The 25,200-nt window shown below is 43.8% G+C and carries 22 protein-coding genes; 10 read left to right on the forward strand and 12 right to left on the reverse strand.

Annotation, left to right across the window (positions count from 1 at the left end; genetic code table 11):
• From CXF82_RS05105 to nadK, 3 genes are all read right to left on the reverse strand, one after another.
• On the reverse strand, nucleotides 1-2,777 hold a 2,777-nt coding region (locus CXF82_RS05105), incomplete at its 3' end, for an FAD-binding and (Fe-S)-binding domain-containing protein (RefSeq protein WP_102043766.1).
• Nucleotides 2,778-2,866: 89 nt separating this feature from the next.
• Complete coding sequence (locus CXF82_RS05110; RefSeq protein ID WP_101092651.1) at nucleotides 2,867-4,510, reverse strand: L-lactate permease; 1,644 nt, start codon at nucleotides 4,508-4,510, stop codon at nucleotides 2,867-2,869.
• Nucleotides 4,511-5,184: 674 nt separating this feature from the next.
• Nucleotides 5,185-6,063 (reverse strand): NAD(+) kinase, encoded by an 879-nt coding sequence (gene nadK / locus CXF82_RS05115; protein ID WP_101092859.1) that lies wholly within the window; start codon nucleotides 6,061-6,063, stop codon nucleotides 5,185-5,187.
• A gap of 99 nt (nucleotides 6,064-6,162) precedes the next feature.
• Here nadK and grpE point away from each other — a divergent pair, with 99 nt between their 5' ends.
• Nucleotides 6,163-6,765: a nucleotide exchange factor GrpE gene (grpE, locus tag CXF82_RS05120; protein WP_101092652.1), complete on the forward strand. Its 603-nt coding sequence runs from the start codon at nucleotides 6,163-6,165 to the stop codon at nucleotides 6,763-6,765.
• Between the two features lie 189 nt (nucleotides 6,766-6,954).
• On the opposite strand, the gene dxs is transcribed toward grpE, so the two are convergent.
• The 3 genes from dxs to xseB are packed head-to-tail and all read right to left on the reverse strand — an operon-like array spanning nucleotide 6,955 to nucleotide 9,963.
• Nucleotides 6,955-8,820, reverse strand: coding sequence for a 1-deoxy-D-xylulose-5-phosphate synthase (gene dxs, locus CXF82_RS05125; protein ID WP_101092653.1), 1,866 nt, complete (start codon nucleotides 8,818-8,820; stop codon nucleotides 6,955-6,957).
• A gap of 21 nt (nucleotides 8,821-8,841) precedes the next feature.
• The gene (gene ispA / locus CXF82_RS05130; RefSeq protein WP_101092654.1) at nucleotides 8,842-9,723 is read right to left on the reverse strand and encodes a (2E,6E)-farnesyl diphosphate synthase; all 882 of its coding nucleotides are present in this window, start codon (nucleotides 9,721-9,723) and stop codon (nucleotides 8,842-8,844) included.
• Nucleotides 9,724-9,963 carry an exodeoxyribonuclease VII small subunit gene (gene xseB, locus CXF82_RS05135; protein WP_101092655.1) on the reverse strand — a complete coding sequence of 80 codons (240 nt, stop codon included), beginning with the start codon at nucleotides 9,961-9,963 and terminating at the stop codon, nucleotides 9,724-9,726.
• A gap of 405 nt (nucleotides 9,964-10,368) precedes the next feature.
• Between xseB and pomA the strand changes: the two genes are divergently transcribed.
• The 3 genes from pomA (at nucleotide 10,369) to thiI (ending at nucleotide 13,901) form a co-directional block, all read left to right on the forward strand.
• Complete coding sequence (pomA, locus tag CXF82_RS05140; protein WP_101092656.1) at nucleotides 10,369-11,136, forward strand: flagellar motor protein PomA; 768 nt, start codon at nucleotides 10,369-10,371, stop codon at nucleotides 11,134-11,136.
• 4 nt (nucleotides 11,137-11,140) lie between these two features.
• Nucleotides 11,141-12,109 carry a flagellar motor protein MotB gene (locus tag CXF82_RS05145; protein ID WP_102038792.1) on the forward strand — a complete coding sequence of 323 codons (969 nt, stop codon included), beginning with the start codon at nucleotides 11,141-11,143 and terminating at the stop codon, nucleotides 12,107-12,109.
• Nucleotides 12,110-12,446: 337 nt separating this feature from the next.
• Nucleotides 12,447-13,901 (forward strand): tRNA uracil 4-sulfurtransferase ThiI, encoded by a 1,455-nt coding sequence (gene thiI, locus CXF82_RS05150; RefSeq protein WP_102043767.1) that lies wholly within the window; start codon nucleotides 12,447-12,449, stop codon nucleotides 13,899-13,901.
• A 262-nt stretch (nucleotides 13,902-14,163) separates the two neighbouring features.
• Here thiI and CXF82_RS05155 read toward each other — a convergent pair whose 3' ends face one another.
• On the reverse strand, nucleotides 14,164-14,397 hold the full coding sequence (locus tag CXF82_RS05155) for a hypothetical protein (RefSeq protein WP_101092659.1): 234 nt from the start codon (nucleotides 14,395-14,397) through the stop codon (nucleotides 14,164-14,166).
• A gap of 182 nt (nucleotides 14,398-14,579) precedes the next feature.
• On the opposite strand from CXF82_RS05155, the gene CXF82_RS05160 reads away from it, so the two are divergent.
• The 4 genes from CXF82_RS05160 (at nucleotide 14,580) to rlmM (ending at nucleotide 18,148) form a co-directional block, all read left to right on the forward strand.
• Nucleotides 14,580-15,488 carry a transcriptional regulator GcvA gene (locus CXF82_RS05160; protein WP_102038791.1) on the forward strand — a complete coding sequence of 303 codons (909 nt, stop codon included), beginning with the start codon at nucleotides 14,580-14,582 and terminating at the stop codon, nucleotides 15,486-15,488.
• Between the two features lie 91 nt (nucleotides 15,489-15,579).
• Nucleotides 15,580-16,215: an alpha/beta family hydrolase gene (locus CXF82_RS05165; RefSeq protein ID WP_257982736.1), complete on the forward strand. Its 636-nt coding sequence runs from the start codon at nucleotides 15,580-15,582 to the stop codon at nucleotides 16,213-16,215.
• Nucleotides 16,216-16,282: 67 nt separating this feature from the next.
• Nucleotides 16,283-16,669 carry a DUF423 domain-containing protein gene (locus tag CXF82_RS05170; RefSeq protein WP_101092661.1) on the forward strand — a complete coding sequence of 129 codons (387 nt, stop codon included), beginning with the start codon at nucleotides 16,283-16,285 and terminating at the stop codon, nucleotides 16,667-16,669.
• 396 nt (nucleotides 16,670-17,065) lie between these two features.
• Nucleotides 17,066-18,148 carry a 23S rRNA (cytidine(2498)-2'-O)-methyltransferase RlmM gene (gene rlmM / locus CXF82_RS05175; protein ID WP_102038790.1) on the forward strand — a complete coding sequence of 361 codons (1,083 nt, stop codon included), beginning with the start codon at nucleotides 17,066-17,068 and terminating at the stop codon, nucleotides 18,146-18,148.
• 89 nt (nucleotides 18,149-18,237) lie between these two features.
• Here rlmM and CXF82_RS05180 read toward each other — a convergent pair whose 3' ends face one another.
• Complete coding sequence (locus CXF82_RS05180) at nucleotides 18,238-19,248, reverse strand: isocitrate dehydrogenase (RefSeq protein WP_101092663.1); 1,011 nt, start codon at nucleotides 19,246-19,248, stop codon at nucleotides 18,238-18,240.
• 656 nt (nucleotides 19,249-19,904) lie between these two features.
• Between CXF82_RS05180 and CXF82_RS05185 the strand changes: the two genes are divergently transcribed.
• Together CXF82_RS05185 and CXF82_RS05190 are read left to right on the forward strand one after the other, a co-directional pair.
• Nucleotides 19,905-22,700, forward strand: a complete 2,796-nt coding sequence (locus CXF82_RS05185) for a S9 family peptidase (RefSeq protein WP_180961172.1) — start codon at nucleotides 19,905-19,907, stop codon at nucleotides 22,698-22,700.
• A gap of 213 nt (nucleotides 22,701-22,913) precedes the next feature.
• On the forward strand, nucleotides 22,914-23,135 hold the full coding sequence (locus CXF82_RS05190; RefSeq protein ID WP_102043769.1) for a hypothetical protein: 222 nt from the start codon (nucleotides 22,914-22,916) through the stop codon (nucleotides 23,133-23,135).
• A gap of 116 nt (nucleotides 23,136-23,251) precedes the next feature.
• On the opposite strand, the gene ruvX is transcribed toward CXF82_RS05190, so the two are convergent.
• From ruvX to CXF82_RS05210, 4 genes are all read right to left on the reverse strand, one after another.
• Nucleotides 23,252-23,674, reverse strand: a complete 423-nt coding sequence (ruvX, locus tag CXF82_RS05195; RefSeq protein WP_101092666.1) for a Holliday junction resolvase RuvX — start codon at nucleotides 23,672-23,674, stop codon at nucleotides 23,252-23,254.
• Nucleotides 23,675-23,701: 27 nt separating this feature from the next.
• Nucleotides 23,702-24,262 (reverse strand): YqgE/AlgH family protein, encoded by a 561-nt coding sequence (locus tag CXF82_RS05200; protein WP_101092667.1) that lies wholly within the window; start codon nucleotides 24,260-24,262, stop codon nucleotides 23,702-23,704.
• Nucleotides 24,263-24,286: 24 nt separating this feature from the next.
• The gene (yciH, locus tag CXF82_RS05205) at nucleotides 24,287-24,616 is read right to left on the reverse strand and encodes a stress response translation initiation inhibitor YciH (RefSeq protein ID WP_101092668.1); all 330 of its coding nucleotides are present in this window, start codon (nucleotides 24,614-24,616) and stop codon (nucleotides 24,287-24,289) included.
• A gap of 141 nt (nucleotides 24,617-24,757) precedes the next feature.
• A complete protein-coding gene (locus tag CXF82_RS05210) occupies nucleotides 24,758-25,078 on the reverse strand; it encodes a hypothetical protein (protein ID WP_101092669.1) in 321 nt (106 codons plus the stop codon).
• Between the last annotated feature and the right edge of the window lie 122 nt (nucleotides 25,079-25,200).

Here is a 25,200-nt window from a genome sequence, read left to right on the forward strand (position 1 = left end):
GACATACCACTATGTTGGGTTAAGCCCACTTCACACATGCGGTTAGCGTAATACCCTTCATTGACATCAACTGGAATAAGCTTTTTGATGTTACGCAGTGCACTGGCGTTAATCTCAGGCTTATAAAGCCCTTTCTCACCGGCATAACCACAGCAAGTAATCCCAGCAGGGCGAATGACTTTGTTGCTACACGCATCTACAATCGCTTCCATCTTAGGTTCAATCTTCATCTTACGAGCACTACAGCCTAAGTGAAGTGCTACCGCGGGTTTTTTGCGGTTAATGGTTAACTTTTCGAGTAATTTATCATGGATGAAATCAACCATATCAACAATTTCGACCTTATCAGCTAACGATTTGTCGCCTGCAAGGGTACGGTAGGTGCAAGACAGTGCGTCAATAATGACTGGCAGCTTACCGCCTTGAGTCATGGCAGAAACGGCCTCAATTAACTCTTTACGTTTTGCGTCTGCATTTTTAAAATCACCTTTAGACTCCCACATTTGACCGCAACATAAGTCGCGTGTTTTCTCTGGAGTAATGACGTTATAGCCTGCACGTTCAAGTAAAGTAACCACCACCTCTGGCAGGGTTCGATTATCAGGATCTTTCGGTGTTGGACCAAAGGTACGTCCACCACAAGCGGGGAAGTAGACGACGGTTTCTTGCCCTGGTATTGGCGCAGAAAGCTTAGGTAACTTACCGCCTTTAGGGAAATCTGGATTCCAATAAGGGACCTCTTTACTCACCACTCGACCCGCTTTCATAATGGCGCCAGTGATGCCGCTACCAGTAATTTTATGAATGGTGCCAAGGACACTGAATCCTGTACTGATAACTTGGTTCACAGCGCCAAAGTGCTTGGCTTGGAAATCGAGTACTTTTTGTTCAGTAGTCGTTATGTAGGGGGTTCTAAGCTTACGCACAAGATTCCCCATACTATTGTCTACTGGGCAAGCAATGGTACAAAGCTGACAAGCCGCGCAAGTATCGACTACATCGTATTTTGCTGCAGCACGCATTTCGCTTGCGGCTTGCTTATTACCTGATTGCTCTAGACGTTCAATTTCACGCAGTGTCGCTATACGTTGGCGTGGTGACATCGTTAGCGCAGATGTTGGGCAGGTCTTTTCGCAGAAACCACATTCAATGCATTTGTCGATGAAGTCATCAACTACCGGGCATGGCTTAATGTTCTTAACGTGAACTAGATTGTCGTCGTTCAGAATGACCCCAGGGTTTAACAAGCCTTCAGGGTCAAATATTTGCTTAATGCGCTTCATTAAGGTGTAAGCATCGCTGCCCCATTCCATCTCAACAAACGGTGCTACAGCACGTCCCGTCCCGTGCTCGGCTTTCATTGATCCATCGTACTTGTTGATAACCATCTCAGCGACATCCTGCATAAATGCCTGGAAGCGCTCAATATCAGCCTGAGAGTTGAACGTTGGTGTGATAATGAAGTGGAAGTTACCCGCTAAAGCATGGCCATAAATAACGCCTTCTGGGTAGTTATGCTTATGGAATAACTCCGTCAGATCGTTAGCGGCAGCGGCAAGATGTTCAAGCTCAAAGGCGACATCTTCAATAATAACCGAGGTGCCTTTAGGGCGCTCACCACCAATAATGGGGAAGAGTCCCGAGCGCATTGCCCAGTATTGACCAAACACGACGGGGTCGTCGCTGAAAGTAATCGGACGTTCAGTTTCAATATGAGCCAGCTTATCAATAACGTCTAGAGTATGCCTTTCAAGAGTGTCTTTATCATTAGCGCGAGATTCAATCAGCAGTATTGAAGCGCCTTCAGGAAGCTCTGATAACCATAATGGCATCCCCGTTTTACCCGTTACGGCTTTGATTGATGCCCAATCGAGTAATTCTGCCGCGGCAACACTGTCGCCGACTAAAGGTGGGATGGACTTTGCCGCATCTTCCATATTGAAAAATACCGCCATGGCCGAGGCTTTAAAGAGCGCTTCGTCAACGGTGTTGTAGGTCACTTCTTCAACAAAGGCCAATGTACCTTCTGCGCCTACGATAAGGTGGTTGATAAGCTCAAATGGATCGCTAAAGTCGACCAATGCATTAAGGCTATAGCCGGTGGTGTTTTTGATTGAAAATTTCTTGCGAATTCTATCGGCCAGCGTTTGATTACTCAGTGTCATGTCGACCAAGTCGAGCAACGACTTGATAAGTTCTGGATGAGATTTCGCAAAGGCGGCTTTTGATGTTTCACACCCAGTGTCAAGTTCAGTTCCATCGGCAAACAGCAGTTTGGCTGAGGCAATCGTCTGATAACTGTTTTGCGCAGTACCACAGCACATACCTGAGGCGTTGTTCGACACTATGCCACCAATCATTGCTGATGCTAAGGTGGCTGGATCTGGACCAATTTTCTTATTTAGCGGTTTCAATGCAGCGTTTGCATCAGAACCAATGACGGCTGTACCTAAAGTGATTTGGCTAGCGTCGTCGCTTACGACTAGCGTTCTAAAACCATCATGGCCTAAGATAAGGAGAATGCCTTCACCAATCGCTTGCCCAGAAAGACTGGTGCCAGCGGCTCTGAATGTGACTGGAGCACCGTAGTTGCGCGCGATGGCAAGCGTGCGTTTAGCTTGCTCTAGTGTATCTGCATGAACCACTATTTCTGGCACGATACGAAAATAACTTGCGTCAGTAGACCAAGCGAAGCGGCGCACAGGATCGTTAGTGGCTGCATCTTCACCAATTTGGCTACGTAAATCTGTTAATACAGCTTCATAATTAATCGACATTGATTTATCTCTACACTCGTACTTAAAGTGAATAAAGCCGCAGACAATGCGGCTTTCGATATTATTATTCTATTTTTATAGCGCTGGGATTAAAATCCACCCCAAACCGCGGCGATGGTGCCTGCTACTAAAGCATAGCCCAGTGCCACAGGCATCGTCTTACGGATAATTTCAGACTCTCGTCCAGCCATTCCCACTACGGTTGCAGCAGCAACAACGTTCATTACACACATCATGTTACCGGCGTTAGCACCAATACCCTGCATGGCTAATATAAGCGCATGGTTGGCACCAATATTGTCAGCAACGCTGTACTGAAGACCGGAAAACATCATATTTGAGAAGGTGGCAGAGCCCGATAGGAAGGCGCCAAAAATACCGACGATTGGGGAAACCCAAGCCCATACTGAGCCCATGCTATTTGCCAAAGTATCAGCAAGCGCGACTGGCATAGAGGCTAAGCCAGATGTGTTCTCACCAGAGTTGAGGAAAATTTTCACCATTGGCACTGATGCGCCAAGTGAGATAATCGTGGGTACCATAGACTTACAAGAAACGGTAATAGACTCTTTAATCGCAGGTGATTTCATTTTAAAGAGGAAGAAACCTAAAATACACACCAATATAAAGAATGCACCTGGAGCATAAAATGTGGCAAAGCCCGCTTTCAGTTCAGTCCCCAACAAACCGGTCCAACTGATGTTAAAGCTAGTGAGCCAGACTTTTAACGGAGTCACAATGCGAGATAGAACAAGCAGTGCTGCCATTATTATGTAGGGGGACCATGCGGCAATTTGCGAGAATTGTGCTTTCGTTGCGATCTCTTTACGCTCTTGCCCATCATTTTCGGCAAAATCATTCCAAGGTTCTTTCGGCAACAGGTAGCCTTTCTTTGCGACAGGAATAACAAGTGCCATACCTACGAGAGCACCAATAACGGATGGGAACTCAGGGCCGGCAAAGTAGTTAATTAACCACGCTGGTATAGTGAAAGAAAGACCTGCAAAAAGGGCAAACTTCCAAATGGCTAACCCTTCTCTAAATGATTTATTACGACCGAAGAAACCAGTAAGAATCGCCACCATCGTCAATGGAATTAAGGTACCCGTCACCAGATCGATAGTGATCATGTGCATCGCAATAAATTGCGCGAAATCAGCAAAACTACCACCGTGTTGCGCTATCTGCTCTGCAGCCATATTCACGCCACCGGTAGTCAAACCCTGTTCCATACCGAATAAAACCGGTAAACCAATAGCACCAAACGATACGGACGTTGAGTCAGCAATGAGTGCGACAACAGCCGATGCAATCGGTGGAATACCTAAAAGTACCAGTAACGGTGCACCAATGGCTGCAGGAGTACCAAAGCCTGCTGAGCCTTCGATAAATGAACCAAATAACCAACAAATGATAATGACTTGCACTCGGGCATCTGCACTAATATTAGTGAAGCCAGCACGAATGGTGTCCATGGCACCTGAATACTTCAGTGTGTTGAGTAGGAACACAGCGCCAAAGATAATCGTTAACGGTGTTAGTGCTGAAAGAAGGCCTTCAACGACTGATGCGGCAAGGAAAGTAGTGTCCATTTGCCAGACAAAGACGGCTGCCAATCCGGTGAAAACCATCGAAATAGGCATGGCCCTTGATGCTGGCATCCGTAAAAGTACTAAAAATAGCATTACGCTGATAATCGGCGTTAAGCTTGCGAGTAGTTGAATAAAGGTCATGCTTGCCTCGTGTTATATGGGTTGCTAACTTCAATTGTTGTTACCCGACTAATGGTTAATTATTGATTATGGCGGGCTGAGATGCGTACTAGACGTTAATTAGGCTAACCCTAATATGATCTAGATCAGTTTGTACCTGAATTGTGACTGATAATACTCGTAGCGGGATGTATCGCCGCTTACTTTATTTCCGAGTGTGATCTAGATCTCGAGCTTTTGTTTGTTAAATGTAATTAAAGTTATATAAAAAGCTGAATGCTGCTAATTATAGGTAACGTAACTGATGTGGGAGCTGATTTTTTGAATAAAATGCCTTATTTTGATCTGGGTTTTTCGGTTTTGATTGTTAGCTTGAATTGGAGTTACAAACTGGTATTGTGAGCATGATCACGTATTTTTTCATGCTGTGTTTTCTCTCATCGTTAGTTTGCTTGTAATGCTATGTTATTTAAGAGTTTTAGTTTTTATGGTGGCTTTAGAGGTAAAGTTGATGTGGGTAATCATTCGCATTTAGTCTGTTGCTATAAGACAATTTAGCACTTAAATGACGGCTTAAATTTGCTTTAACGATATTCAACATCCATGAATACTGTTGTATGTCACTTTGATTTTATTGGACGGATAGGAATGAAACAGAGCAAGGTCAGCGATGTTGCCGACCTTGCTTCTTGGTTTTAAAAGAGCTTGCTGCCCCAGCCTAATTTAGAACGTAACACATGGAAGTAGTTATGCCCCTTAGGGTGTATCAATCTTAAGGTATCTTGGCTGCGTTGGATGATAATCTCATCACCAGGTAGAACGGGTAGGTTGACGTGGCCATCACAACTGACCTCCAAATTATCTCCATTATGAGGAGAGACCACTAACTTGATTATACAACCCGCATCGACAACAATGGGTCTGCAAGACAGTGTGTGTGGAAACATTGGCACTAAGATCATCGCTTCTAAGTTGGGGGTGAGAATAGCCCCGCCTGCTGATAACGAATATGCTGTAGATCCTGTTGGCGTTGATACAATCATTCCATCTGCACGTTGGCTGTACATGAACTTTTCGTCAATATAGACTTCAAATTCTATCATGTGAGCGATTTTACCAGGGTGGAGAACCGCTTCATTTACCGCGGTGTTGCTCGATTTTAACTCACCGTGACGGTGAACTTCCGCTTCAAGTAAAAAACGCTGTTCAGTGTCAAACTCCCCCTCAAGTACTTTGGATAACGCTTCTTCAAAAGAGTCAGGGGGTAAATCGGTAAGGAAACCCAAGTTACCGCGGTTGACGCCGATGACCGCGATATCGAACCTCGCCAGTACTCGTGCTGCGCCCAGCATATTACCGTCACCACCGACCACAATGGCTAAATCACATTGAGCGCCAATTTCTAGTAAATCAACCGAATGAGTATGTGAGCCAACATCGGCGGCAACTCGCTCCTCAACCAAAACGCTATAGCCTTGCATTGTTAACCAGTGATGCAATCTCTTTAGGGTGAGATTGGTTCCTTCATGGTTAGGTTTACCAATAAGTCCGATAGTGTGAAAGGGATTGCTCATATTTGTGTCAGATCCGGCATTAGGGCTTGAAACCTCAGAATTGATCCCCATAATATGCCCAGAGCATGCAGAAACAAAGCATTTTTAGCTGGAGCAAAAATGAGCAACGAAACAAATAAAGCACAAGATAACCAAATTGACGAGCAAGTTGAATCAATTATAGAAGGTGAGTTACTGAACGAAGGTAGCGGTGAAGCTTCTTTAATGGACGAACTGACTCAAGCGAACTTTCGCGTTGAAGAGTTAGAGAAATCTTTGCAAGAAGCACAATCAACTGTGGACTCACAAAAAGATTCTGTGATCCGTGCAGCTGCAGAAGTCGATAATATTCGTCGCCGCGCCGCCATTGATGTAGAGAAGGCACGTAAGTTTGCACTTGAGAAATTTGCTAACGAGCTACTTCCTGTATTAGATAATATGGAGCGCGCGCTTCAAGGTACAGACGCTGAAGCTGAAGCAACTAAAGCTATTTACGAAGGTGTTGAACTCACCGCAAAGAGCTTTGTGAATGCCGTTGAGAAATTTGGACTGACTCAAGTTGATCCACAAGGTGATACCTTTAATCCTGAACTTCATCAGGCTATCGGTATGCAACCTAGCACTGACTTTCCTGCCAATACGGTAATGATGGTAATGCAGAAAGGTTATACCCTTAACGAGCGTCTATTGCGCCCGGCAATGGTAATGGTTTCTCAAGGTTAATTCATTCTGGGTAAATAGCTCAGAGGCAATCGCTCAGTCTCAATGAGTCAGAGCGATTCATTCGACGCTAGTATTTCGACAATAACATTTCGAAATTAACATCTTAAGAGTCATATTTTGAAACTAAAAAGGACTGCAAATGCAGTCCTTTTTTATGCGGTTAAGCTCATCGTCTTAGTGACGTTAATCTTAGGCTAGATAGTCTTCAATTTGCTTTTGAATACCTGCAGCGTCCAATCCAATCTCACTAATAATCTCATCTGGCGCGCCATGCTTAATAAACTCATCGGGCAGACCAATCTGCAATACCGCCTTTGGCAATTTAAGCGTTTGCAGTAACTCGAGCACCGCTGAACCTGCGCCGCCCATAATGGCATTTTCTTCAACGGTCACTAATACATCATGGCTTTCAGCTAACGCTTTGACCAGATCGACATCAAGTGGTTTAACAAAACGCATATCAGCAACAGTGGCATCAAGCGTTTCGGCTGCCTGTAAGCTGTTGGCGAGTGTTGTGCCAAAGTTTAGGATAGCGACTTTCTGGCCACGGCGCTTGATCAAGCCTTTACCGATAGGTACCTCGGTCATGGTTTCAACCTGTTTAGCACCTGTAGCGCTGCCACGAGGGTAACGCACTGCTGTCGGCCCTGCTTTATAGCGATAGCCAGTATAGAGCATTTGTCGACATTCGTTCTCGTCAGACGGCGTCATGATCACCATGTTAGGCACCGTTCGCATAAAGCTTAAGTCGAACGCGCCTTGGTGAGTAGGGCCATCGGCACCCACAATCCCGCCGCGATCAATCGCGAACAACACCGGCAGTTTTTGCAGTGCAACATCATGAATGAGTTGATCGTATCCACGTTGTAAAAACGTTGAATAGATAGCAATAACCGGTGAGTAACCCTCACACGCAAAGCCTGCTGCTAAGGTCACTGCATGTTGCTCGGCGATGGCAGCATCGAAATACTGCCCTGGAAAACGCTGTGAAAACTCAACCATACCAGAGCCTTCACGCATGGCAGGGGTGATAGCGAGTAGCTTTTCATCTTTCTCGGCAACATCACAAAGCCACTTACCGAACACCTGTGAGAAGGTTGGGTTACTCGGTTTACTTACCGGTTTTTCAAATGTAGAGGGATCAAATTTAGGCACTGCATGCCAACCAATAGGATCTTTTTCAGCGGGCTCGTAACCACGACCTTTTTTAGTCATGATATGTAAAATCTGTGGCCCTTTGAGGTTACGCATATTACGCAATGTCTCAACTAACGCATCAACATCATGGCCGTCAATGGGACCAATATAGTTAAAGCCTAGCTCTTCAAACATGGTGCCAGGAACGACCATGCCTTTAAGGTGTTCTTCAGTGCGTTTTGCCATCTCTTTGATAACAGGCATGCCCTTAAGGACTTTCTTGCTGCTTTCACGAATAGTGGTGTAGAAACGCCCCGACATTAGCTGGGCAAGGTGATTATTGAGCGCACCCACATTTTCAGAGATAGACATCTCATTGTCGTTGAGGATCACCAGCATATCGTTGTGAAGATCGCCTGCATGGTTCATGGCTTCAAATACCATGCCGCCAGTCATCGCACCGTCACCGATAACGGAGACTACTTTGCGTCCGGCTTGCTCTTTTTCCGCAGTAATTGCCATCGCGAGCGCAGCACTTACAGAGGTACCAGAATGGCCTACGCTGAAGGTATCGTACTCACTTTCTTCACGCCAAGGAAAAGGGTGGATCCCACCTTTTTGACGGATGGTGTGCATTCTTTCACGACGACCCGTTAAGATTTTATGCGGGTAAGCTTGGTGGCCTACATCCCAAATTAATCGATCGAATGGTGTGTTATAGACGTAATGAATGGCCACAGTCAGTTCAACTGTGCCAAGTCCTGAGGCAAAATGGCCACTTGATTTAGCCACTGACTTCAAAAGGAAACCTCGAAGTTCGTCAGCCAGTTGTGGCAGAACGGCTTGAGGGAGCTGTCTTAGCTCATCAGGGGTGTTTGCCTGTGCAAGCACAGGGAATTGAGAAATATCAAAACTCATAACGAGATTCTTTGTCTTTTATTAAACTCTTCGCTCAATGATATAACGGGCGAATTCGGCAATTAACTGGCTATTGTATGGTAATTTAGCCAGCGCTGATAGTGCGTCCTCAATCAAACTTGTAGCAGTTTTTTGGGCGCCCTCTAAACCAAGCAACTTTGGATAAGTGCTCTTATTTGAATCTGTGTCAGAACCTTGAGGTTTTCCAAGCTCTTCGGTACTGGCAATAATATCTAATACATCGTCTTGTACTTGAAACGCGAGACCAATGGCATCGGCAAAATCAAGTAAAGCTTGTCGCTCTTCATCATTAACTTGAGCGGCAATAATGGCAAATTCGACTGCGCAACGGATCAATGCACCTGTTTTAAGCTGATGCAGCTGAATCAGTGTTGCAAGCTCTATCTGTTTATTTGTCGCCCTTAAATCCATCGCTTGGCCACCACACATGCCATTATACCCAGAGGCATTCGCTAAGGCTTTAACCATCGCTAAATTCTGTGATGGGGTGATGTTTTTGATGGGCTCACTGATGATTTCAAATGCAAGTGCCTGTAAAGCATCACCTGCTAAAATAGCCGTCGCTTCATCATAGGCAATATGCACTGTTGGCTGGCCACGACGAAGTGCATCATTATCCATAGCGGGTAGGTCGTCATGGATGAGAGAGTAGGCGTGAACACATTCGATTGCCGCAGCGCATTCATCCAAGGTCTCAAGCTTAACTTTTAGCATATCGCCAATAGCATAGACGAGAAATGGCCTAATACGTTTCCCGCCAATTAATGCGCCATGTTTCATGGCCGCTTTTAGACGAGGATCGGTATCGGCAAGTGCATCTATACGAGATGACAGCTGAAGATTAATGCGTTGTTGGTATTTACCAAGTGCCTCTGCTAACAATTACTCACCCTCTATTTCATAAGGCTTTAAGGTGTCGACACCTTCATCCGTCATTAACACCGCTACTTTTTGCTGTGCATTTTCAAGCTTACTCTGACTATTTCTTACCAGTTTAATTCCACGTTCGAACTGTTTTAACGCATCATCGAGGGACACATCGCCGTGTTCTAAGTCCGCAACGATTTTTTCTAATTCGGAAAGCGATTCTTCAAAAGAGAGATTTTCAGGTTTTTTTGCCACGATGATGATTCCTAGAATTAAGCGATACACAAAGTATATCAGCAGGGCACAAGGGTCAAACTAAGCCGTTGAGTATTTGCGTGAAAGCACGCTTTCGTGCATAAATTCCGCTATCGGCTTGTTACTGCAATACGTTGTTTATGTAGTTGGGATCTATTTTAACGGAAATAGCGCAACAATTGCGGGAAATATCACTCAAGAGATCTTAACTTCGGTCGCTATATAAGGTGCAATATTGAAAATTTGTACGCTATTTAGCCGTTTGTTTAGTTGGTGCTTGCTGTCACAGTGAAGGCGTAATATTGTCGCTATTGTTTTTGAGTAGACGCTTGCGTGTGAGTTTTGAATGTTGTTAGCATTCGATTGAAGTTGTATAGCGAATAGATTGGTATTTGAGGAGCGGTTTTGGATTTAGCAACCCTAATAGGACTGATTGGCGCGTTTGGGTTTGTTATCATGGCGATGGCAAGTGGCGGCGGGATCGGTATTTTCATCAATGTACCTTCTATCTTAATTGTGATGATTGGTTCGTTATTTGTCGTAATGATGAAATATAACCTCAAGCAATTTTTAGGCTCTGCTAAAATTGCAGCCAAAGCATTTATTTTTAAAATCGATAAACCTGAAGAACTGATTGAACAGTCTATTACGATGGCTGATGCCGCACGAAAAGGTGGTTTTTTAGCGTTGGAAGAGGCTGAGATTAGCAACAGCTTTATGCAAAAAGCGATTGATATGTTAGTCGACGGTCATGATGGCGATGTTGTCAGAGACGCACTTGAAAAAGATATCGCGCTCACCGAAGAACGCCATAAAACCGGGATTGGTATTTTTAAATCGATAGGCGATGTTGCGCCAGCAATGGGCATGATTGGTACGCTAATTGGACTCGTGGGCATGTTGTCAAACATGGATGATCCTAAATCGATTGGTCCAGCAATGGCGGTTGCACTACTGACGACGCTGTATGGCGCCGTGGTCGCTAACATGGTGGCGATCCCCATTGCCGATAAATTATCGCTTCGAATGAACGAAGAAATGCTAAACCGTAATTTGATTATGGATGCCGTATTGGCGATTCAAGATGGTCAAAACCCTCGAGTCATTGAAGGTTTTCTCAAAAATTATCTCTCTGAAAAGTCTCGTACCATCAATACCATGGACGGAGCATAGCGCGATGGCTAAAAAAGCCAAATGTGAATGTCCACCTGCTGGTGCGCCGCTTTGGTTGGCCACGTTTGCTGATTTAATGTCTCTGCTAATGTGTTTTTTCGTGTTGCTGTTGGCTTTTTCTGAAATGGACGTGATGAAGTTCAAGCAGATTGCGGGTTCAATGAAGTATGCATTTGGGGTACAGAATAAAGTCGAAGTGAAAGATATTCCCAAAGGGACATCGGTGATTGCATTAGAGTTTAGACCGGGCCGCCCAGAATCGACTCCAATTGAAATTATTAATCAGCAAACCAATGAAATGACCGAGCCCATGCTAGAGTTTCAAGCGGGTGAAGATGATAGTGCCGGCGGTGTACAGCAGCAACGCGGTCAACAGCGAGGCGGTGAATCATCGTCGACAGCGCAAGAGCAAGAAGATGCAAAAGCGTTAGCTAAATCAACCGCAGATTCTGAAAGCGAAGCGAAAAAAGCAGAAGCTGCTGCGCAGGATAAAATCAATCAACAAGTTAAGAAGATGGCTCAAGAGCTCAACAAAGAGATTGTTGACGGTGCCATTGAAATTGAGTCGCTAGGCCAACAGATTATTATTCGGATCCGTGAGAAAGGCGCATTTGCGTCAGGCTCAGGCTTTTTGCAGCCACGCTTTAAGCCGATTGTTAGGCGTGTTGGCGAGTTACTAAAAGATGTTCCCGGTATTGTAACGGTGTCAGGACACACAGATGATTTAAATATCTCAAATGAGTTGTATAGCTCAAATTGGGATCTATCCAGTAAACGTGCCGTCGCAGTCACCCATGAAATGATTAAAGTAGCAGGTTTTGATCAGCAGCGGCTAAAAGTGGTGGGGATGGCTTCGACTGCGCCGTTAGTTGAAAACAACTCTCAGGCCAATAGAGCACGTAATCGCCGTGTTGAAATTGCTATCGAACAAGGTAAGCCTAAAGAGTCAGACGAAATCCAAGTTTCCCCGTAATACTCAATCTGATCCTCGATAAATTGTTGCTATTACATCGATGGCAACAATCGTAGTTTTGCCCATTGTTGGATTTTAGCAGGCTGTGAACGTTCGGGCTCTTATCATCAAGAGTGAGCGCTCACTTTATGGCTGTTATTGTTTGCGCTGTACACAGAGTGGCTACTTTCCTACCCCATTAATCGTCAGCTTTATATCCTTATTGAGCATAAGTGCGATATTCATGGTCTCAGTTTGCAATATATCGTGGATAATGTCTGATCTGATATACGCAATTGTGCTTGGATATTGTTATAATCTCGCCATTGCTGTTTAAACTTGTTCCCGCGGAAGACCAATGAAATTTATCGTAAAACTGTTTCCTGAAATCATGATGAAAAGCAAGCCGGTAAGAATGCGCTTTACCAAAATGCTTGAAACCAATATTCGTAATGTACTTAAAAAAGTAGATGAGTCTGCGAAAGTACAGCGCCAATGGGACAAAATCATGGTTATGGTGCCAGATGATAGACCCGATTTGGTTGAAGCCTTTGCTGAACGTCTCGCTTGTATTCCTGGTATTGCGCATGTGCTGCAAGTCGAAGTGAGCACCTTTGAATCTATGGATGATATCTATCAGCAAACATTGGCAGTCTATAAAGAAGAACTCGCAGGTAAGACGTTCTGCGTGCGTGTTAAGCGTGTTGGTAAACATGACTTTAACTCAATTGAAGTTGAACGTTATGTTGGTGGTGGGCTAAACCAATTTACTGAAGCTGCTGGCGTTCGCTTGAAAAATCCAGATATAACGGTAAATCTTGAAATTGATAACGAGCAACTTTACCTTGTTGATAAGCGTATTCCAGGCCTTGGTGGTTACCCCATGGCCACTCAAGAAGATGTGTTGTCATTAATCTCAGGTGGTTTTGACTCTGGTGTGTCGAGTTATCAATTCATAAAGCGTGGTTCTCGTACCCATTATTGTTTCTTTAACTTAGGTGGCGATCAACACGAAATTGGTGTTAAGCAGGTGGCTTACCATTTGTGGCAGAAATACGGTGAATCACATCGAGTTAAGTTTATCTCTGTGCCGTTCGATCCCGTTGTACAAGAAATTTTAGAACGCGTCGATAATGGGCAAATGGGCGTTGTGCTTAAGCGTATGATGATGCGCGCAGCAGCCCGTGTTGCTGATAAAATGGGTATTCAAGCATTAGTGACAGGGGAAGCGATGGGGCAGGTTTCTAGCCAGACGTTGACCAATCTTAATGTTATTGACCGTTGCACAGAGCTATTAATATTGCGTCCGCTTATCGCGATGGATAAACAAGATATTATTGATACCTGTCGCAGAATCGGTACCGAAGACTTTGCTAAAACTATCCCTGAATATTGTGGCGTGATTTCGAAAAAACCGACAGTGAAAGCTGTATTGGCAAAAATTGAAGCTGAAGAAGCTAAGTTTTCAGACGATCTGCTTGATAAAGTGATTGACGACGCAGTTATTATGGACATTAGAGATATTGCCGCTCAAATGGACACTAAAATAACCGCAGCTGAAACGGTTGCTGCAATCAATGCTGATGAAATCATCATTGATGTGCGTGCACCGGAAGAGGAAGAGAAAGATCCGCTTGTAATAGAGGGGATAGAAATTAAAGCGATTCCTTTTTATAAGCTGTCGACACAATTTGCCGATCTTGATAAAGAGAAGACTTATTTATTGTATTGCGACCGTGGAGTAATGAGCAAGCTACAAGCTCTGTATCTACAGGATCAAGGTTACAGTAATGTAAAAGTTTATCGCCCTTAGTCATAGTCATTAGTTTTCCCGATCAAAAAGCGACTTTTAAAGTCGCTTTTTTTATGGAATAAAATCTGAAAGTATTTCGATAGACACAAAAAAACCACCTTAAGCGGTGGTTTCTATATGTGATAACAGCAAGACTGAGACTAGGCTCCATCTATGGCGCTAACTTTAATGTGCAATTAAAGCGCCAGAGAGCCGCATGCTGCGCTTATTACAGTGTAACGTCTGACTATATCAAGTCAGATGTTTAGGCGTAATAAGTGTATTAATCAGCTAACTGAATCGAAGCAGTTTCTTTATCTTCTTGCTTTTGCTCATCAGCAACCAGCATAGTGTTTAACTCAGTCGTTAACTGTGTTTGCATTAATTCCATGCTTTCTGCGAGGTTAGCCGTTAATGTAGCTTCAAGGCCAGTGGTATCGATAGTGATCTCATCTGCGCTAACAGTGGCAGAAGCTGACAGAAGAGCGATAACAAATACAGATTTTAGGTTTAACATGTTCGGTAGCCTCCAGGCTTAAAATTTGGGTTGTTAGACATTCCCCAATTACGTCGTAGAGGTTGTCCAACGAGTGTCATTTCGTTGGCGCAGAATTTAACCAAAATCACTGGTCTTTACAAACGATAAAATGTAACAATGAGCATTAGAAAAACTAATCCAAAAATGAGACGTTGATCACTATGGCTAGACGACTACCCCCCCTTAATGCTGTCAAAGCATTTGAGGCAGCAGCAAGGCATTTGAGCTTTACACGCGCGGCGGAGGAACTGTTTGTTACTCAGGCGGCAGTAAGTCATCAAATTAAGGCATTAGAAGAATATTTAGGGCTCAAGTTATTTAGACGTAAAAACCGCTCGCTGCTGTTAACAGAAGAGGGGCAAGGATACTTTCTTGATATCAAAGATATCTTTACACAGCTTGCCGATGCGACTGACCGTTTACTTGCCAGAAGTGCCATCGGTTCCTTGACTGTAGCGACTTCGCCGAGTTTTGCCATTCAATGGCTAGTACCTCGTTTAGCAAAATTCACCGAGAAAAATCCTGATATCGATGTGCGAATTAAAGCGGTTGATAATGAAGACGGTTCTTTAACTGATGACGTCGATGTGGCCATCTATTATGGCTTAGGGAACTGGCCCGGAATGCGTGCTGATAAGCTACGTAATGAGGTGCTTATTCCGGTTTGCTCACCGATGTTATTGAATGGTCCTAAGCCGTTAGAAAAGCCCAGCGATCTGAAAAATCATACCTTGTTACACGACTCTAGCCGCGAATCTTGGCAGGCATGGTTTAGACAATGTGGAATTACTGATATTAATGTGAACCAAGGTCCCATATTTAGTCATTCTTCTTTGGTGTTGCAAGCTGCTGCTCATGGTCAAGGTGTGGCGCTAGGCTTCAGTGTACTGGCAAGGCCAGATATTAAAGCCGGTCGTCTAGTATGTCCGTTCCCTGAGGTTCTAGTCAGTAAAAATGCATATTACCTAGTCAGCCAACAGAATCATGCCGAGATAGGTAAGGTTGCTGCTTTTAGAGAGTGGATGTTAGACATGTTTGAAGAGGAGACCCGCAGTGAGCTCCTTACATGATAATTTAAAGCAAGCTTACTTAGATGGCAGACTGACAACCGCGGTGGCTGAGATAGGTATTGAGGAGCTGGCATTTGATGCTAGCCAATATCTGCTTGAGCCTGATTGTAGCACCGAAAAACTAAGTGATTGCGATACGCTAGTGATATTGATCCACGGTGCTGGCGCCAATATGCATCATGAGTTTATGACCACCATGGCGAACGGTCTAGCGCTTGGTGATGGCGGTAATTTACATATTGCCCGCTTCAATTTCCCTTATATGCGCGCCAATGCTATTGACGGTAAACGCCGTCCGCCAGATAGAGCTCCGAAACTGATTGCTGACTATGCGTTACAACTGAGCATTTTAAAGCACCAATTTAAGCCTCGAAAAATCTATTTAGTCGGTAAGTCGATGGGAGGCCGCATGTCGGCCATCCTGGCTGAGAGTCTCGCTGTTGATGGCGTTGTTTGCTTAGGTTACCCATTTATTCCGTTAAAAGGCGGTGAGCCCCGTTTAGAGCCCATCGAGAAGTGCAGTGCGCCTATATTAGTTATTCAAGGTGAGCGAGATAAATTTGGTCATAAGGGCTTGGTTGAGACTTGGCCGGTGATGGACAAAGTACAATTGCATTGGTTAACGGATGGCGATCATAGTTTTAAACCAAGGAAGTCGTCAGGCACCACGCTAACCGCTAACCTAGATCAAGCTATCTCACTTATTCAGGCATTCATTAAACCGTAATGCTTTGAGATGGCAGTAAACTTAATCTTTCTCTCGGCTTGTATGCCGATGATATTTAGGAGGCTAAATGCGTAATGGTTTTTTATTGTTGGCAGCGTTGAGTGGTTTTATGTCGGTAGCGCTGGGGGCTTTTGCTGCTCACGGCCTTAAGAATGTGACGACGGCAGAGATGATTGCGATTTTTAACCTTGGTGTGGAGTATCAGTTCTACCATACGTTTGCGTTAATCGCAGTGGCTTTTGCGGGTCATTGGCTTAAATCTCGTTTGCTTGATTGGGCAGGTTACCTATTTATTGTAGGCACCATGCTGTTTTCCGGTTCACTATACCTCTATGCGTTGTTAGGGGCTAAATGGACCGGTCCCATTACCCCATTAGGCGGAGTGTGCTTGCTACTGGGCTGGTTACTTATTGCTGTGGCCGTGTGGCGTAACAGAGTAAAAGAGCTCGACTAAGCGAGGGGGGCTGGTCTTTCGAACCGAGTTCGATTCGATTATTTTCATAGAGACAATAATGATTTAGTACAAAAATATGAATGCTTCGCTTAGCGGCTTAATCGAAGCATTCATAACGTATTGTGGTTGCAAAATATGAGCAGCATTTAAACCAAGCCTCCGAACCGCATTACTTGACTATTTTTGCTGTGTTGTAGAATTAGTGGGCAGAATCACTAAGCTGTATAGTATCGCCTTACCCAAATAGCCCGTAAACAGTGGCACAAACAGCACTGAAAAATCGACGGCCGTTAAGCATTAGCACACTGGCAGTACACTAGTGGGCCGTAAAAGTGTAAAATAGCGGGCAGCAACTTTGTTGGCCGCTATTTTTATTTGTTATCTTCAGGAAATTCAATGATAAACCTATTTTTATTTTGCCGTGCTGGTTATGAGAAAGATTGCGCGGCAGAGATCCAAGTGCGTGCTGCAGAGCACGATATTGGTGGATTTGTTAAAACCAACACCAATGATGCCTATGTTATTTTTCAGTGCTTCCAAGCGGGCGATGCTGAAATACTGGCGAAGAAGATCAGTTTGGATTCATTGATTTTTGCAAGACAGATGTTTGCCGCCAAAGCACTGTTGAAGGGATTACCAGAGCAAGACCGTATCTCGCCGATTGTTGAGGCCTTAGCTGGCATCCAGTACGCGGGTGAACTACGCGTTGAAACGCCTGATACTAACGAAGCAAAAGAGCTGTCTAATTTCTGCCGTAAGTTTACGGTGCCATTAAGACAGGCGCTGAGAAAGTCGGGTACCTTACTGGACAAAGAAAATCCTAAACGGCCTATAATCCATGTCTGTTTTGTCGGACCAGGACAAGCCTATGTTGGTTTGTCGTTAAGTAATAATAGTTCTCCTTATTTTATGGGGATCCCGCGTCTTAAGGTAGCAGCCGATGCGCCAAGCCGTTCTACCTTAAAGCTAGATGAAGCCTTTATTCACTTTATTCCTAAAGAAGAGCATGAGACTCGTCTTAGTAGTGGTATGAGAGCGGTTGATTTAGGTGCTTGCCCTGGTGGCTGGACTTATCAACTTGTCAGGCGTGGTATGTTCGTTGCTGCTGTTGATAACGGCGCAATGGATGAAAAATTAATGGAAACAGGCCAGGTAAAGCATTATCAAGCCGATGGTTTCCGTTTTGAACCTCCGAGAAAGAACATCTCTTGGTTGGTTTGCGATATGATTGAAAAGCCAGCACGTGTTGCAGAGCTCGTTGAAGCTTGGGCGATTAACGGTTGGTTTAAGGAAGCAATATTTAACTTAAAGTTGCCAATGAAGACGCGTTATAAAGAAGTGTCGACGATATTGGCAACGATGGCAGATATTTTGAAAGAGAATGGTATTAAAGATTTTAGTATTGCAGCTAAGCATCTTTATCATGACCGTGACGAAGTCACCGTGCATTTGTGCCTAAAGCCGGCCCAATCTTCGTAACTAATTTTGTTTAGTCTGCTTAATAAAAAAGGCCCCAAGTGTTTAACACTTGGGGCCTTTTTAGTGCGCGGTGCGCATGAAAAGTCTATTTATGAAAGACGTTCGATAACCGCTTGTGTGAAGTCAGTTGTACCGTGAGTACCACCGAGATCGCGAGTCGTACGGTCGCCTTCTGCAATTACAGCAGTGATTGCGCTACGGATAAGCTCTGCTTTATCTGACATGCCTAAGTACTCAAGCATTTGGATAGACGCTAGGACCACCGATGTTGGGTTTGCTAGGTTCTTACCAGCAATATCCGGCGCACTGCCATGTACAGCTTCAAAGATAGCGGCATCTTTACCAATGTTTGCGCCAGGAGCCATACCTAGACCACCCACAAGACCTGCACAAAGATCTGACAAGATATCACCAAACAAGTTAGTGGTAACAATAACGTCAAAGATCTCTGGGTTCATCACGAGTTTCATGCAAGTTGCATCGACAATCATCTCTTCAGTGGTGATGTCTGGGTAACGCAAGCTAACTTCACGTGCCACTTTCAAGAATAGACCTGAAGTCGATTTCATAATATTAGCTTTATGAACGATAGTGACCTTTTTACGGTTCTCTTTACGTGCGAGTTCATAAGCGAAAGTGCTAATTTGCTCAGCACCTTTACGGGTAATAATACTTGTGGCTTCAGCTGTTGCACCATCATCAGAAACAGTTTGGCCTAAACCTGAATACATACCTTCGGTATTTTCACGAACAGTAATGATATCGATGTTGTCATAACGTGCTTGAGTACCTTTAAAAGACAGTACAGGGCGAACGTTGGCATATAAGCTAAATTGCTTACGTAGGCTGACGTTAATAGAGGTAAAGCCTTCACCCACTGGCGTTGTTAGAGGGCCTTTTAACGTAATACGGTTTTTCTCAATCAAATCTAACGTGCGTTGAGGTAATAGCTCACCGTGCTTTTCGAGAGCAACTAAACCTGCATCAGCAAATTCATACTCAAAGTTACAACCCGCTTTATCGAGAATTTTAATCGCTGCATCGATAATGCTTGGGCCAATCCCATCACCTGGGATTACGGTTATAGTTCTTTTTGTCATGGATAGTCCTACCGCGCTGCGGCGTTACTGCAATTGTCTGACCATGTCGTAAGACACAGTAAGTGAATTAAGACTTGTTGTTTGTAAATGCTGCACTTGAAGAAATACTGGCTTTATCAGCGATTGAGGCCCATTTGGACTCAATAACCTCTATATAGCTCCAGCATTTATTCAAGGGCAACAGCTTCCTAAAAAGGAAGAACAACATGCCTTAGTATTATTTTCTTTTTGTGCGACGTATTTTAAACACTTTTAAACACTTTTCACAGGATTTAGTGAGCAATCTCACGTTTTTTTCTGTAGGGTAACTTGCATAAATCACTGCTTATGAGGATGATTGATCGCTAAAGGTTAAAAAAGTCTACTTTAGTCTAAGGGCTGTTTACCTTTCATGGTTGTCTTTATCGCTGTTTATTGGCTATTTTGGCAAGGCGAAGGCTAGGTCGTTTCGTCGTTTTCCACAATGGCCCACAACACCACGAAAATTAACAAGAAGTGCGGCCCTACGGGCTCGTTTCAACGCCGTTATTCTTTTATGACAGAAATGGGTAGTGAATGATGTACTAAAACCATTATTTTTTATCATAAAGAGACGAACAAAAACTAAACTCGAAAGAGTAATCGCTCCCAATATCAATATAATAATGAGGAAGACCTTGACGTTATTACCGAGTAAATCATTGCTGTTATTTACAGCGAGTTTATTGCCTGCAAGTTTGCTTGCTGCTGCCTCTCCTATTACTCCCGATGATATAATGCGATTTGAATCGCTTAGTAAACCGGTTATCTCTGATACGGGGAAAACACTGGCAGTAGAAGTCTCTCCGGATAGAGGCGATAGCCGTGGCCTCGTTAAAAACCTCAGCACTAAAAAAGAGTTTAGTGTAAAAGGCGGCACTAAGCCAAAGGTGAGTCATGACGGTCGTTACGTCGCCTTTGTTGATAAAGTGCCTTTACTCGCGTCTGAAATGGCGTCAGCGAAAGAGAAGAAGAAATTAAAGTCAGGAATGGTGTTAGTTGATACTAGCACTGGCGTTGAGCTTCGTTATGAACGTGTTAAATCGTTTAAATTCAACGATACGGGCTCACATATTGCCATTTGGTATGAAGCGGAAGATAAGAAAAAAGACGCTAAAGCAAAAGATAAGCCTAAAACGAGTAAAAAAGACAGCAAAGTCGATGACTATGATAAAGGCACCACTGTTGAGCTTGTGTCGCTTAGTAATTTGAAATCCATAACGTTTAAAGATGTAACCGCGTTCAATTTTGATAAGTCAGGTAAACACTTTGCATTAGCCATTAATAATTTCGCTGTTGATAAGCACGAACTGAGACTGGTGTCATTGGCTGACAATACCGCCAAAATAGTACACCGTTTGAAACAGCAACAGCTGGGCTCAGTGGCATTGAGTGATGATGGACAGTATTTAGGTTTCACAGCGGGTGATGCTCGACAAGCGCCTTTTGGACGAGAATATCGATTATCTCTATTCAATATCGCGTCTGGAAAAGTCACGCCAACACCAACGTCGAAAGAATGGACTTTGAATCGATACGCAACACTGCGTTTCTCGGATGATAGTCAGCGCTTGTTTTTTGGCCGCGTGCCACAAGTTAGTCAACAAATTGAATTGGCAAAAGTTGAAAAAGAAGCTGACCTGTATAATCAAGATATCATTACTGGCGAGAGAGAATTACGTGTTTGGCACGGTGATGACCCACGTATAAAACCTCATGAAGTAAAACAGTATAAGAAAGAGCTGAAACGCACGTATCTTGCCGTGTTACACGTGGCTGGGAACAATTTGGTTCAGCTTGCCGATCTTCAAATACCCGACATGGAAGTTGAACAACAGACTCGTTTTGTACTCGCAAGCTCAGACCTGCCATATCGAAAGATGATCACCTGGGCGGGATTTTATCGAGACTTTTATCTGGTAGATTTAAATACGGGGCATAAAATCCCGGTGTTAACCCAGCAAAGCAGCGATGCGGAACCTGAATTATCACCAAACGAAAAGTTTGTTGCTTACTACCAGCAAGGAAATGTTTTCCTGTATGAAGTCGCCAATGACAGACGCATCAATATCACTAAAAACTTAGACGTTTCTTTTGCTGATGAAGATCACGATTATCCATCTAATGCACCCGGTTATGGTTTTGGTCCTTGGATTGCAGATGATTCAGGCCTGTTAATCTATGATAAATATGATATCTGGCAGTTGAACACGCTCTCTTATGAGGCCTTTAATTTAACGGCGGGCAAAGGGCGTAAAGCGGGGATCCAATATCGTCTAGAGGGCTTAGTTGATGATAAAGGTTACCCAAGCGTTCTAGCTAATAATGCACAAGTGCTGCTGCAAGGTTACAGTGATATCAGTAAAGGTGATGGCTTTTATCAAGCTCAGGTTGGCACTGCGGGTGTGACGAAGCTGATCGCTGGCGATTATAAGTTGAAGGTGCTTGCACGCAGTGAAGATGCCAAGACGATTGTATTCTCTAAAGAGAGATATGATCTGTTCCCAGATCTTTATACTGCACAGTACGAATCGCCACAAAAGGCGACTCGTCAAACTGATCTTGATAAACAGAAGCGTGCATTTAACTGGGGTAAATCGGAGTTGGTTCATTGGACCAATGGCGATGGAAAACCGTTAGATGGTGTGCTGATTAAGCCAACCAACTATGTCGAAGGGCAACGTTATCCTGTGCTCGTTTATTTCTATCGCTTTATGAGTGATAGATTGCATGCGTTCCCACAAATGAAAATTAACCATCGCCCTAACTTTGCTTGGTTTGCTGATAATGGTTATGCCATTTTCCTACCTGATATCCGTTTTGAAGTGGGTTATCCAGGTGATTCTTCAGTGCAAGCATTAACCTCAGGCGTACAGCATCTTATTGATATGGGCGTTGCGGATCCGCAAGCTGTCGGGATCCAAGGTCACTCATGGGGGGGGTATCAAACCGCATTTGCAGTGACTAAAACCAATATCTTTAAAGCGGCGGTAGCCGGTGCTCCAGTGACGAATATGACAAGTGCTTATAGTGGTATTCGTCATGGTAGTGGTTTAGCGAGACAGTTCCAGTATGAAACTGGCCAAAGCCGAATTGGTGAGAGTTTATTTAAGTCGCCACAGAAGTATATTGAAAATTCACCGGTATTTTACGTTGAGCGCATTAAAACGCCGATGATGATTATGTTTGGTGATAAAGATGATGCGGTACCTTGGGAGCAAGGGATTGAAATGTATCTGGCGATGCGCCGTGCCGGAAAAGATGTGGTGTTGCTTCAATACCAAGATGAACCACATCATCTTAAAAAATACCCAAATAAGCTCGATTATAGTATTCGCATGATGGAATATTTTGATCACTACCTAAAGGGTAAGCCCGCGCCAAAATGGTTAACCGAAGGTGAAGCTTATACTGAGTATAAAAAAGCTGGCTAGTGATTAACCCTGAATAATAATGCCGAGATAGTTAACTATCTCGGCATTTTTTATGTCTTATCGAGTCTACATCAACCATAGGCGATAAATCGAATGCACGATAAGAAATGGTGTAGTTGGAGTTATTGATTTTCTTGCAAAGCCTGATATGTTTATAAGGCAAGTCAGAATAAAGAGCTTCAGGACGTCGCTCTAAACTACAGGGAAGTAATAATGAAAAATGTCATATTCTTGAGTCATGTTATCTGCGCCTCATGTCTGTTAGTCCTGTCTATGTCTGTTAATGCCAAAGCACCATTGGAAGGGGAGCCTGAGTGGGAAAATAAAGTAACTCAGGAACAGATAAAGGCGCAGCAGGAAAAAGAAAAGCTTGAGTTGTTGCTGAAGCAGCAAGAAGAGAGCCAAAAAGACAAAGAACCTAACACAAAAGAGTAACTGTAATGTGTGTTTAATACCGGTTCTTCCATGAAAAAAGCAGCTAATGAGCTGCTTTTTACTTTGATTAATTTGAGTTTGATGACTGTTAATTCGGTGGCTAGCGATGAATGACTCTAGCCATGCTGGTTCTCAAAGTAACTTTCGATAATGAGCACAGCAGACATCGCATCGACTTGTCCTTTAGTTAACGCTTTATAGCCACCCATCTCGAACAGCCTTGCTTTGGCATCGGCTGTTGTTAATCGCTCATCTTGAGTCACTACTTTTATACCGAAACGACCATTGAGCCGATTGCCAAATTTCTTGGCTCTAAGTGTGATTTCTTGCTCTGTACCGTCCATATTGAGTGGCAAGCCTACGACGATAAGGTCTGGTTGCCATTCGGTGATAATCTTGCCAATTTCTTCCCACTTAGGAATACCGTCAACGGCTTTTATTGACATTAGCGGACGTGCGCTTGCTGTGATCTCTTGCCCAATAGCAATGCCGATACTTTTTGTACCGTAATCAAACCCTAATACACTCTGATAACTCATATTACATTCCATTACTGTGGTTACAGCTTAAGCGTGTCCTGCTAAATTAGACAGTTGCCAGATATCAAAACCTAAAGATTCTGCTGCTTGCTGCCAGCGGAGTTCATGTTCAACATCAAACAAAAGAGCGGGTGTTGCAGGAACCGATAACCACACGTTGTCGGCGAGCTCTTGCTCTAATTGACCTCGTGTCCAGCCGGCATAACCCAGTGCGATAACAAACTTTTCAGGTGCTTTATCGGAACCTAAACAGCTGAGAACATCTTGTGAGGTCGTTAACATCAACGAATCCGTAATTTGCTCACTGTTGCTCCAACAATCTTGATGGGTATGCAAAACAAAGCCGCGTTCAGGGTTAACGGGCCCACCGACGAGAACCTCTTTCCCTAGCGATGTCACAGGCTGTGGCTCTTCGGTTAATTCCATCTGCAGCAGAAGTTCATCGACGACAATGCCGCTCGGTCGATTAATCATAATGCCCATGGCACCTTTTTCATCATGCTCGCAGATGTAGATCAGTGAGCGCTCGAAAAAAGTGTCAGTTAAAGAAGGCATCGCGATAAGTAAATTGTTTTGTAAGCTATCCATAAAACATCCTTTGTACAGAAGCGACTAGCCGCCAGCTAGCTTGACTGTGTAACCTAGCTTTTCGATAAGTGTTTTAAGTTGTTCTCTATTATCAGTTTGAACTTCAACACAAAAGTCTTTAACCGTGCCGCCACAACCGCATTGCTTCTTTAATTTTTGTGCGAGTGCTTTAAGATCTTTCTCTGACAGGCCTAGCCCTTTAATCACTGAAACGCCTTTGCCTTTTCGGCCCTTACTGTCTTTATGGATCCTGACAATACCGTCACCCTGAGGTGCGCTTTGAGGGGCTTTATCTGCAGTGATTCTACCGCAATCGGTGCTATAAACTAATGAGACATTAGGATCGGATTTCATAAGTATGATTAGTGATTTACTGATTGAGCTAGTTTAACAAAGATGACGTTGAAGCGGGAGTGATAAAAAGAGGATATCTATCTCAGCGGATAACGAGTACAAAAAACGCGTTATCGACTAAGAGAGTTTACTTACTGACAGCTACAAATATAACGCCAGTTCTATCAGTAATGCGCCAAAGGTTAAACTCGCAATGACGGCCAGATATTTATGCAGTTGTGGTAGCGCTACGGCGCATGAGGTCAGTACAAAGCCGATGGCTGTTCCTGCAAAAGGTGTCACAGGAGCACTCATTATGGCCACTACCATCCAGGTTAATATGGTGACGGGCAAAACGAGCAGTGAATGCTGACTGAACTTATCCAAGAATGAGGTGGTGCTTTCAGTCCGCTCAACCACTTTTTCTGGGGTTAACAGAAACATAATACTCGCAACCGTGAGTGCAACAATAAACCAAAGCATAATAAAACCCAAGAAAGTGATTGATAATCATTATCATTAAGTTAAAGGCTTAAGTCAAGCTGAACAAGCGGAGTATTTTCTAAAATTGAGTTGTAGATTAATAGATTGCTATGTAAGCTTCT

It is taken from the genome of Shewanella sp. GutDb-MelDb, assembly GCF_002836075.1.
Taxonomy (GTDB): Bacteria; Pseudomonadota; Gammaproteobacteria; order Enterobacterales; family Shewanellaceae; genus Shewanella.

What these genes read in the sequence shown, in the direction of transcription:
- CXF82_RS05110 (WP_101092651.1), bottom strand. Translation starts at nt 4,510, where the DNA reads ATGACCTTTATTCAACTACTCGCAAGCTTAACGCCGATTATCAGCGTA.
- nadK (WP_101092859.1), bottom strand. Translation starts at nt 6,063, where the DNA reads ATGAGCAATCCCTTTCACACTATCGGACTTATTGGTAAACCTAACCAT.
- grpE (WP_101092652.1), top strand. Translation starts at nt 6,163, where the DNA reads ATGAGCAACGAAACAAATAAAGCACAAGATAACCAAATTGACGAGCAA.
- dxs (WP_101092653.1), bottom strand. Translation starts at nt 8,820, where the DNA reads ATGAGTTTTGATATTTCTCAATTCCCTGTGCTTGCACAGGCAAACACC.
- CXF82_RS05145 (WP_102038792.1), top strand. Translation starts at nt 11,141, where the DNA reads ATGGCTAAAAAAGCCAAATGTGAATGTCCACCTGCTGGTGCGCCGCTT.
- thiI (WP_102043767.1), top strand. Translation starts at nt 12,447, where the DNA reads ATGAAATTTATCGTAAAACTGTTTCCTGAAATCATGATGAAAAGCAAG.
- CXF82_RS05155 (WP_101092659.1), bottom strand. Translation starts at nt 14,397, where the DNA reads ATGTTAAACCTAAAATCTGTATTTGTTATCGCTCTTCTGTCAGCTTCT.
- CXF82_RS05160 (WP_102038791.1), top strand. Translation starts at nt 14,580, where the DNA reads ATGGCTAGACGACTACCCCCCCTTAATGCTGTCAAAGCATTTGAGGCA.
- CXF82_RS05170 (WP_101092661.1), top strand. Translation starts at nt 16,283, where the DNA reads ATGCGTAATGGTTTTTTATTGTTGGCAGCGTTGAGTGGTTTTATGTCG.
- rlmM (WP_102038790.1), top strand. Translation starts at nt 17,066, where the DNA reads ATGATAAACCTATTTTTATTTTGCCGTGCTGGTTATGAGAAAGATTGC.
- CXF82_RS05180 (WP_101092663.1), bottom strand. Translation starts at nt 19,248, where the DNA reads ATGACAAAAAGAACTATAACCGTAATCCCAGGTGATGGGATTGGCCCA.
- CXF82_RS05190 (WP_102043769.1), top strand. Translation starts at nt 22,914, where the DNA reads ATGAAAAATGTCATATTCTTGAGTCATGTTATCTGCGCCTCATGTCTG.
- ruvX (WP_101092666.1), bottom strand. Translation starts at nt 23,674, where the DNA reads ATGAGTTATCAGAGTGTATTAGGGTTTGATTACGGTACAAAAAGTATC.
- CXF82_RS05200 (WP_101092667.1), bottom strand. Translation starts at nt 24,262, where the DNA reads ATGGATAGCTTACAAAACAATTTACTTATCGCGATGCCTTCTTTAACT.
- yciH (WP_101092668.1), bottom strand. Translation starts at nt 24,616, where the DNA reads ATGAAATCCGATCCTAATGTCTCATTAGTTTATAGCACCGATTGCGGT.
- CXF82_RS05210 (WP_101092669.1), bottom strand. Translation starts at nt 25,078, where the DNA reads ATGCTTTGGTTTATTGTTGCACTCACGGTTGCGAGTATTATGTTTCTG.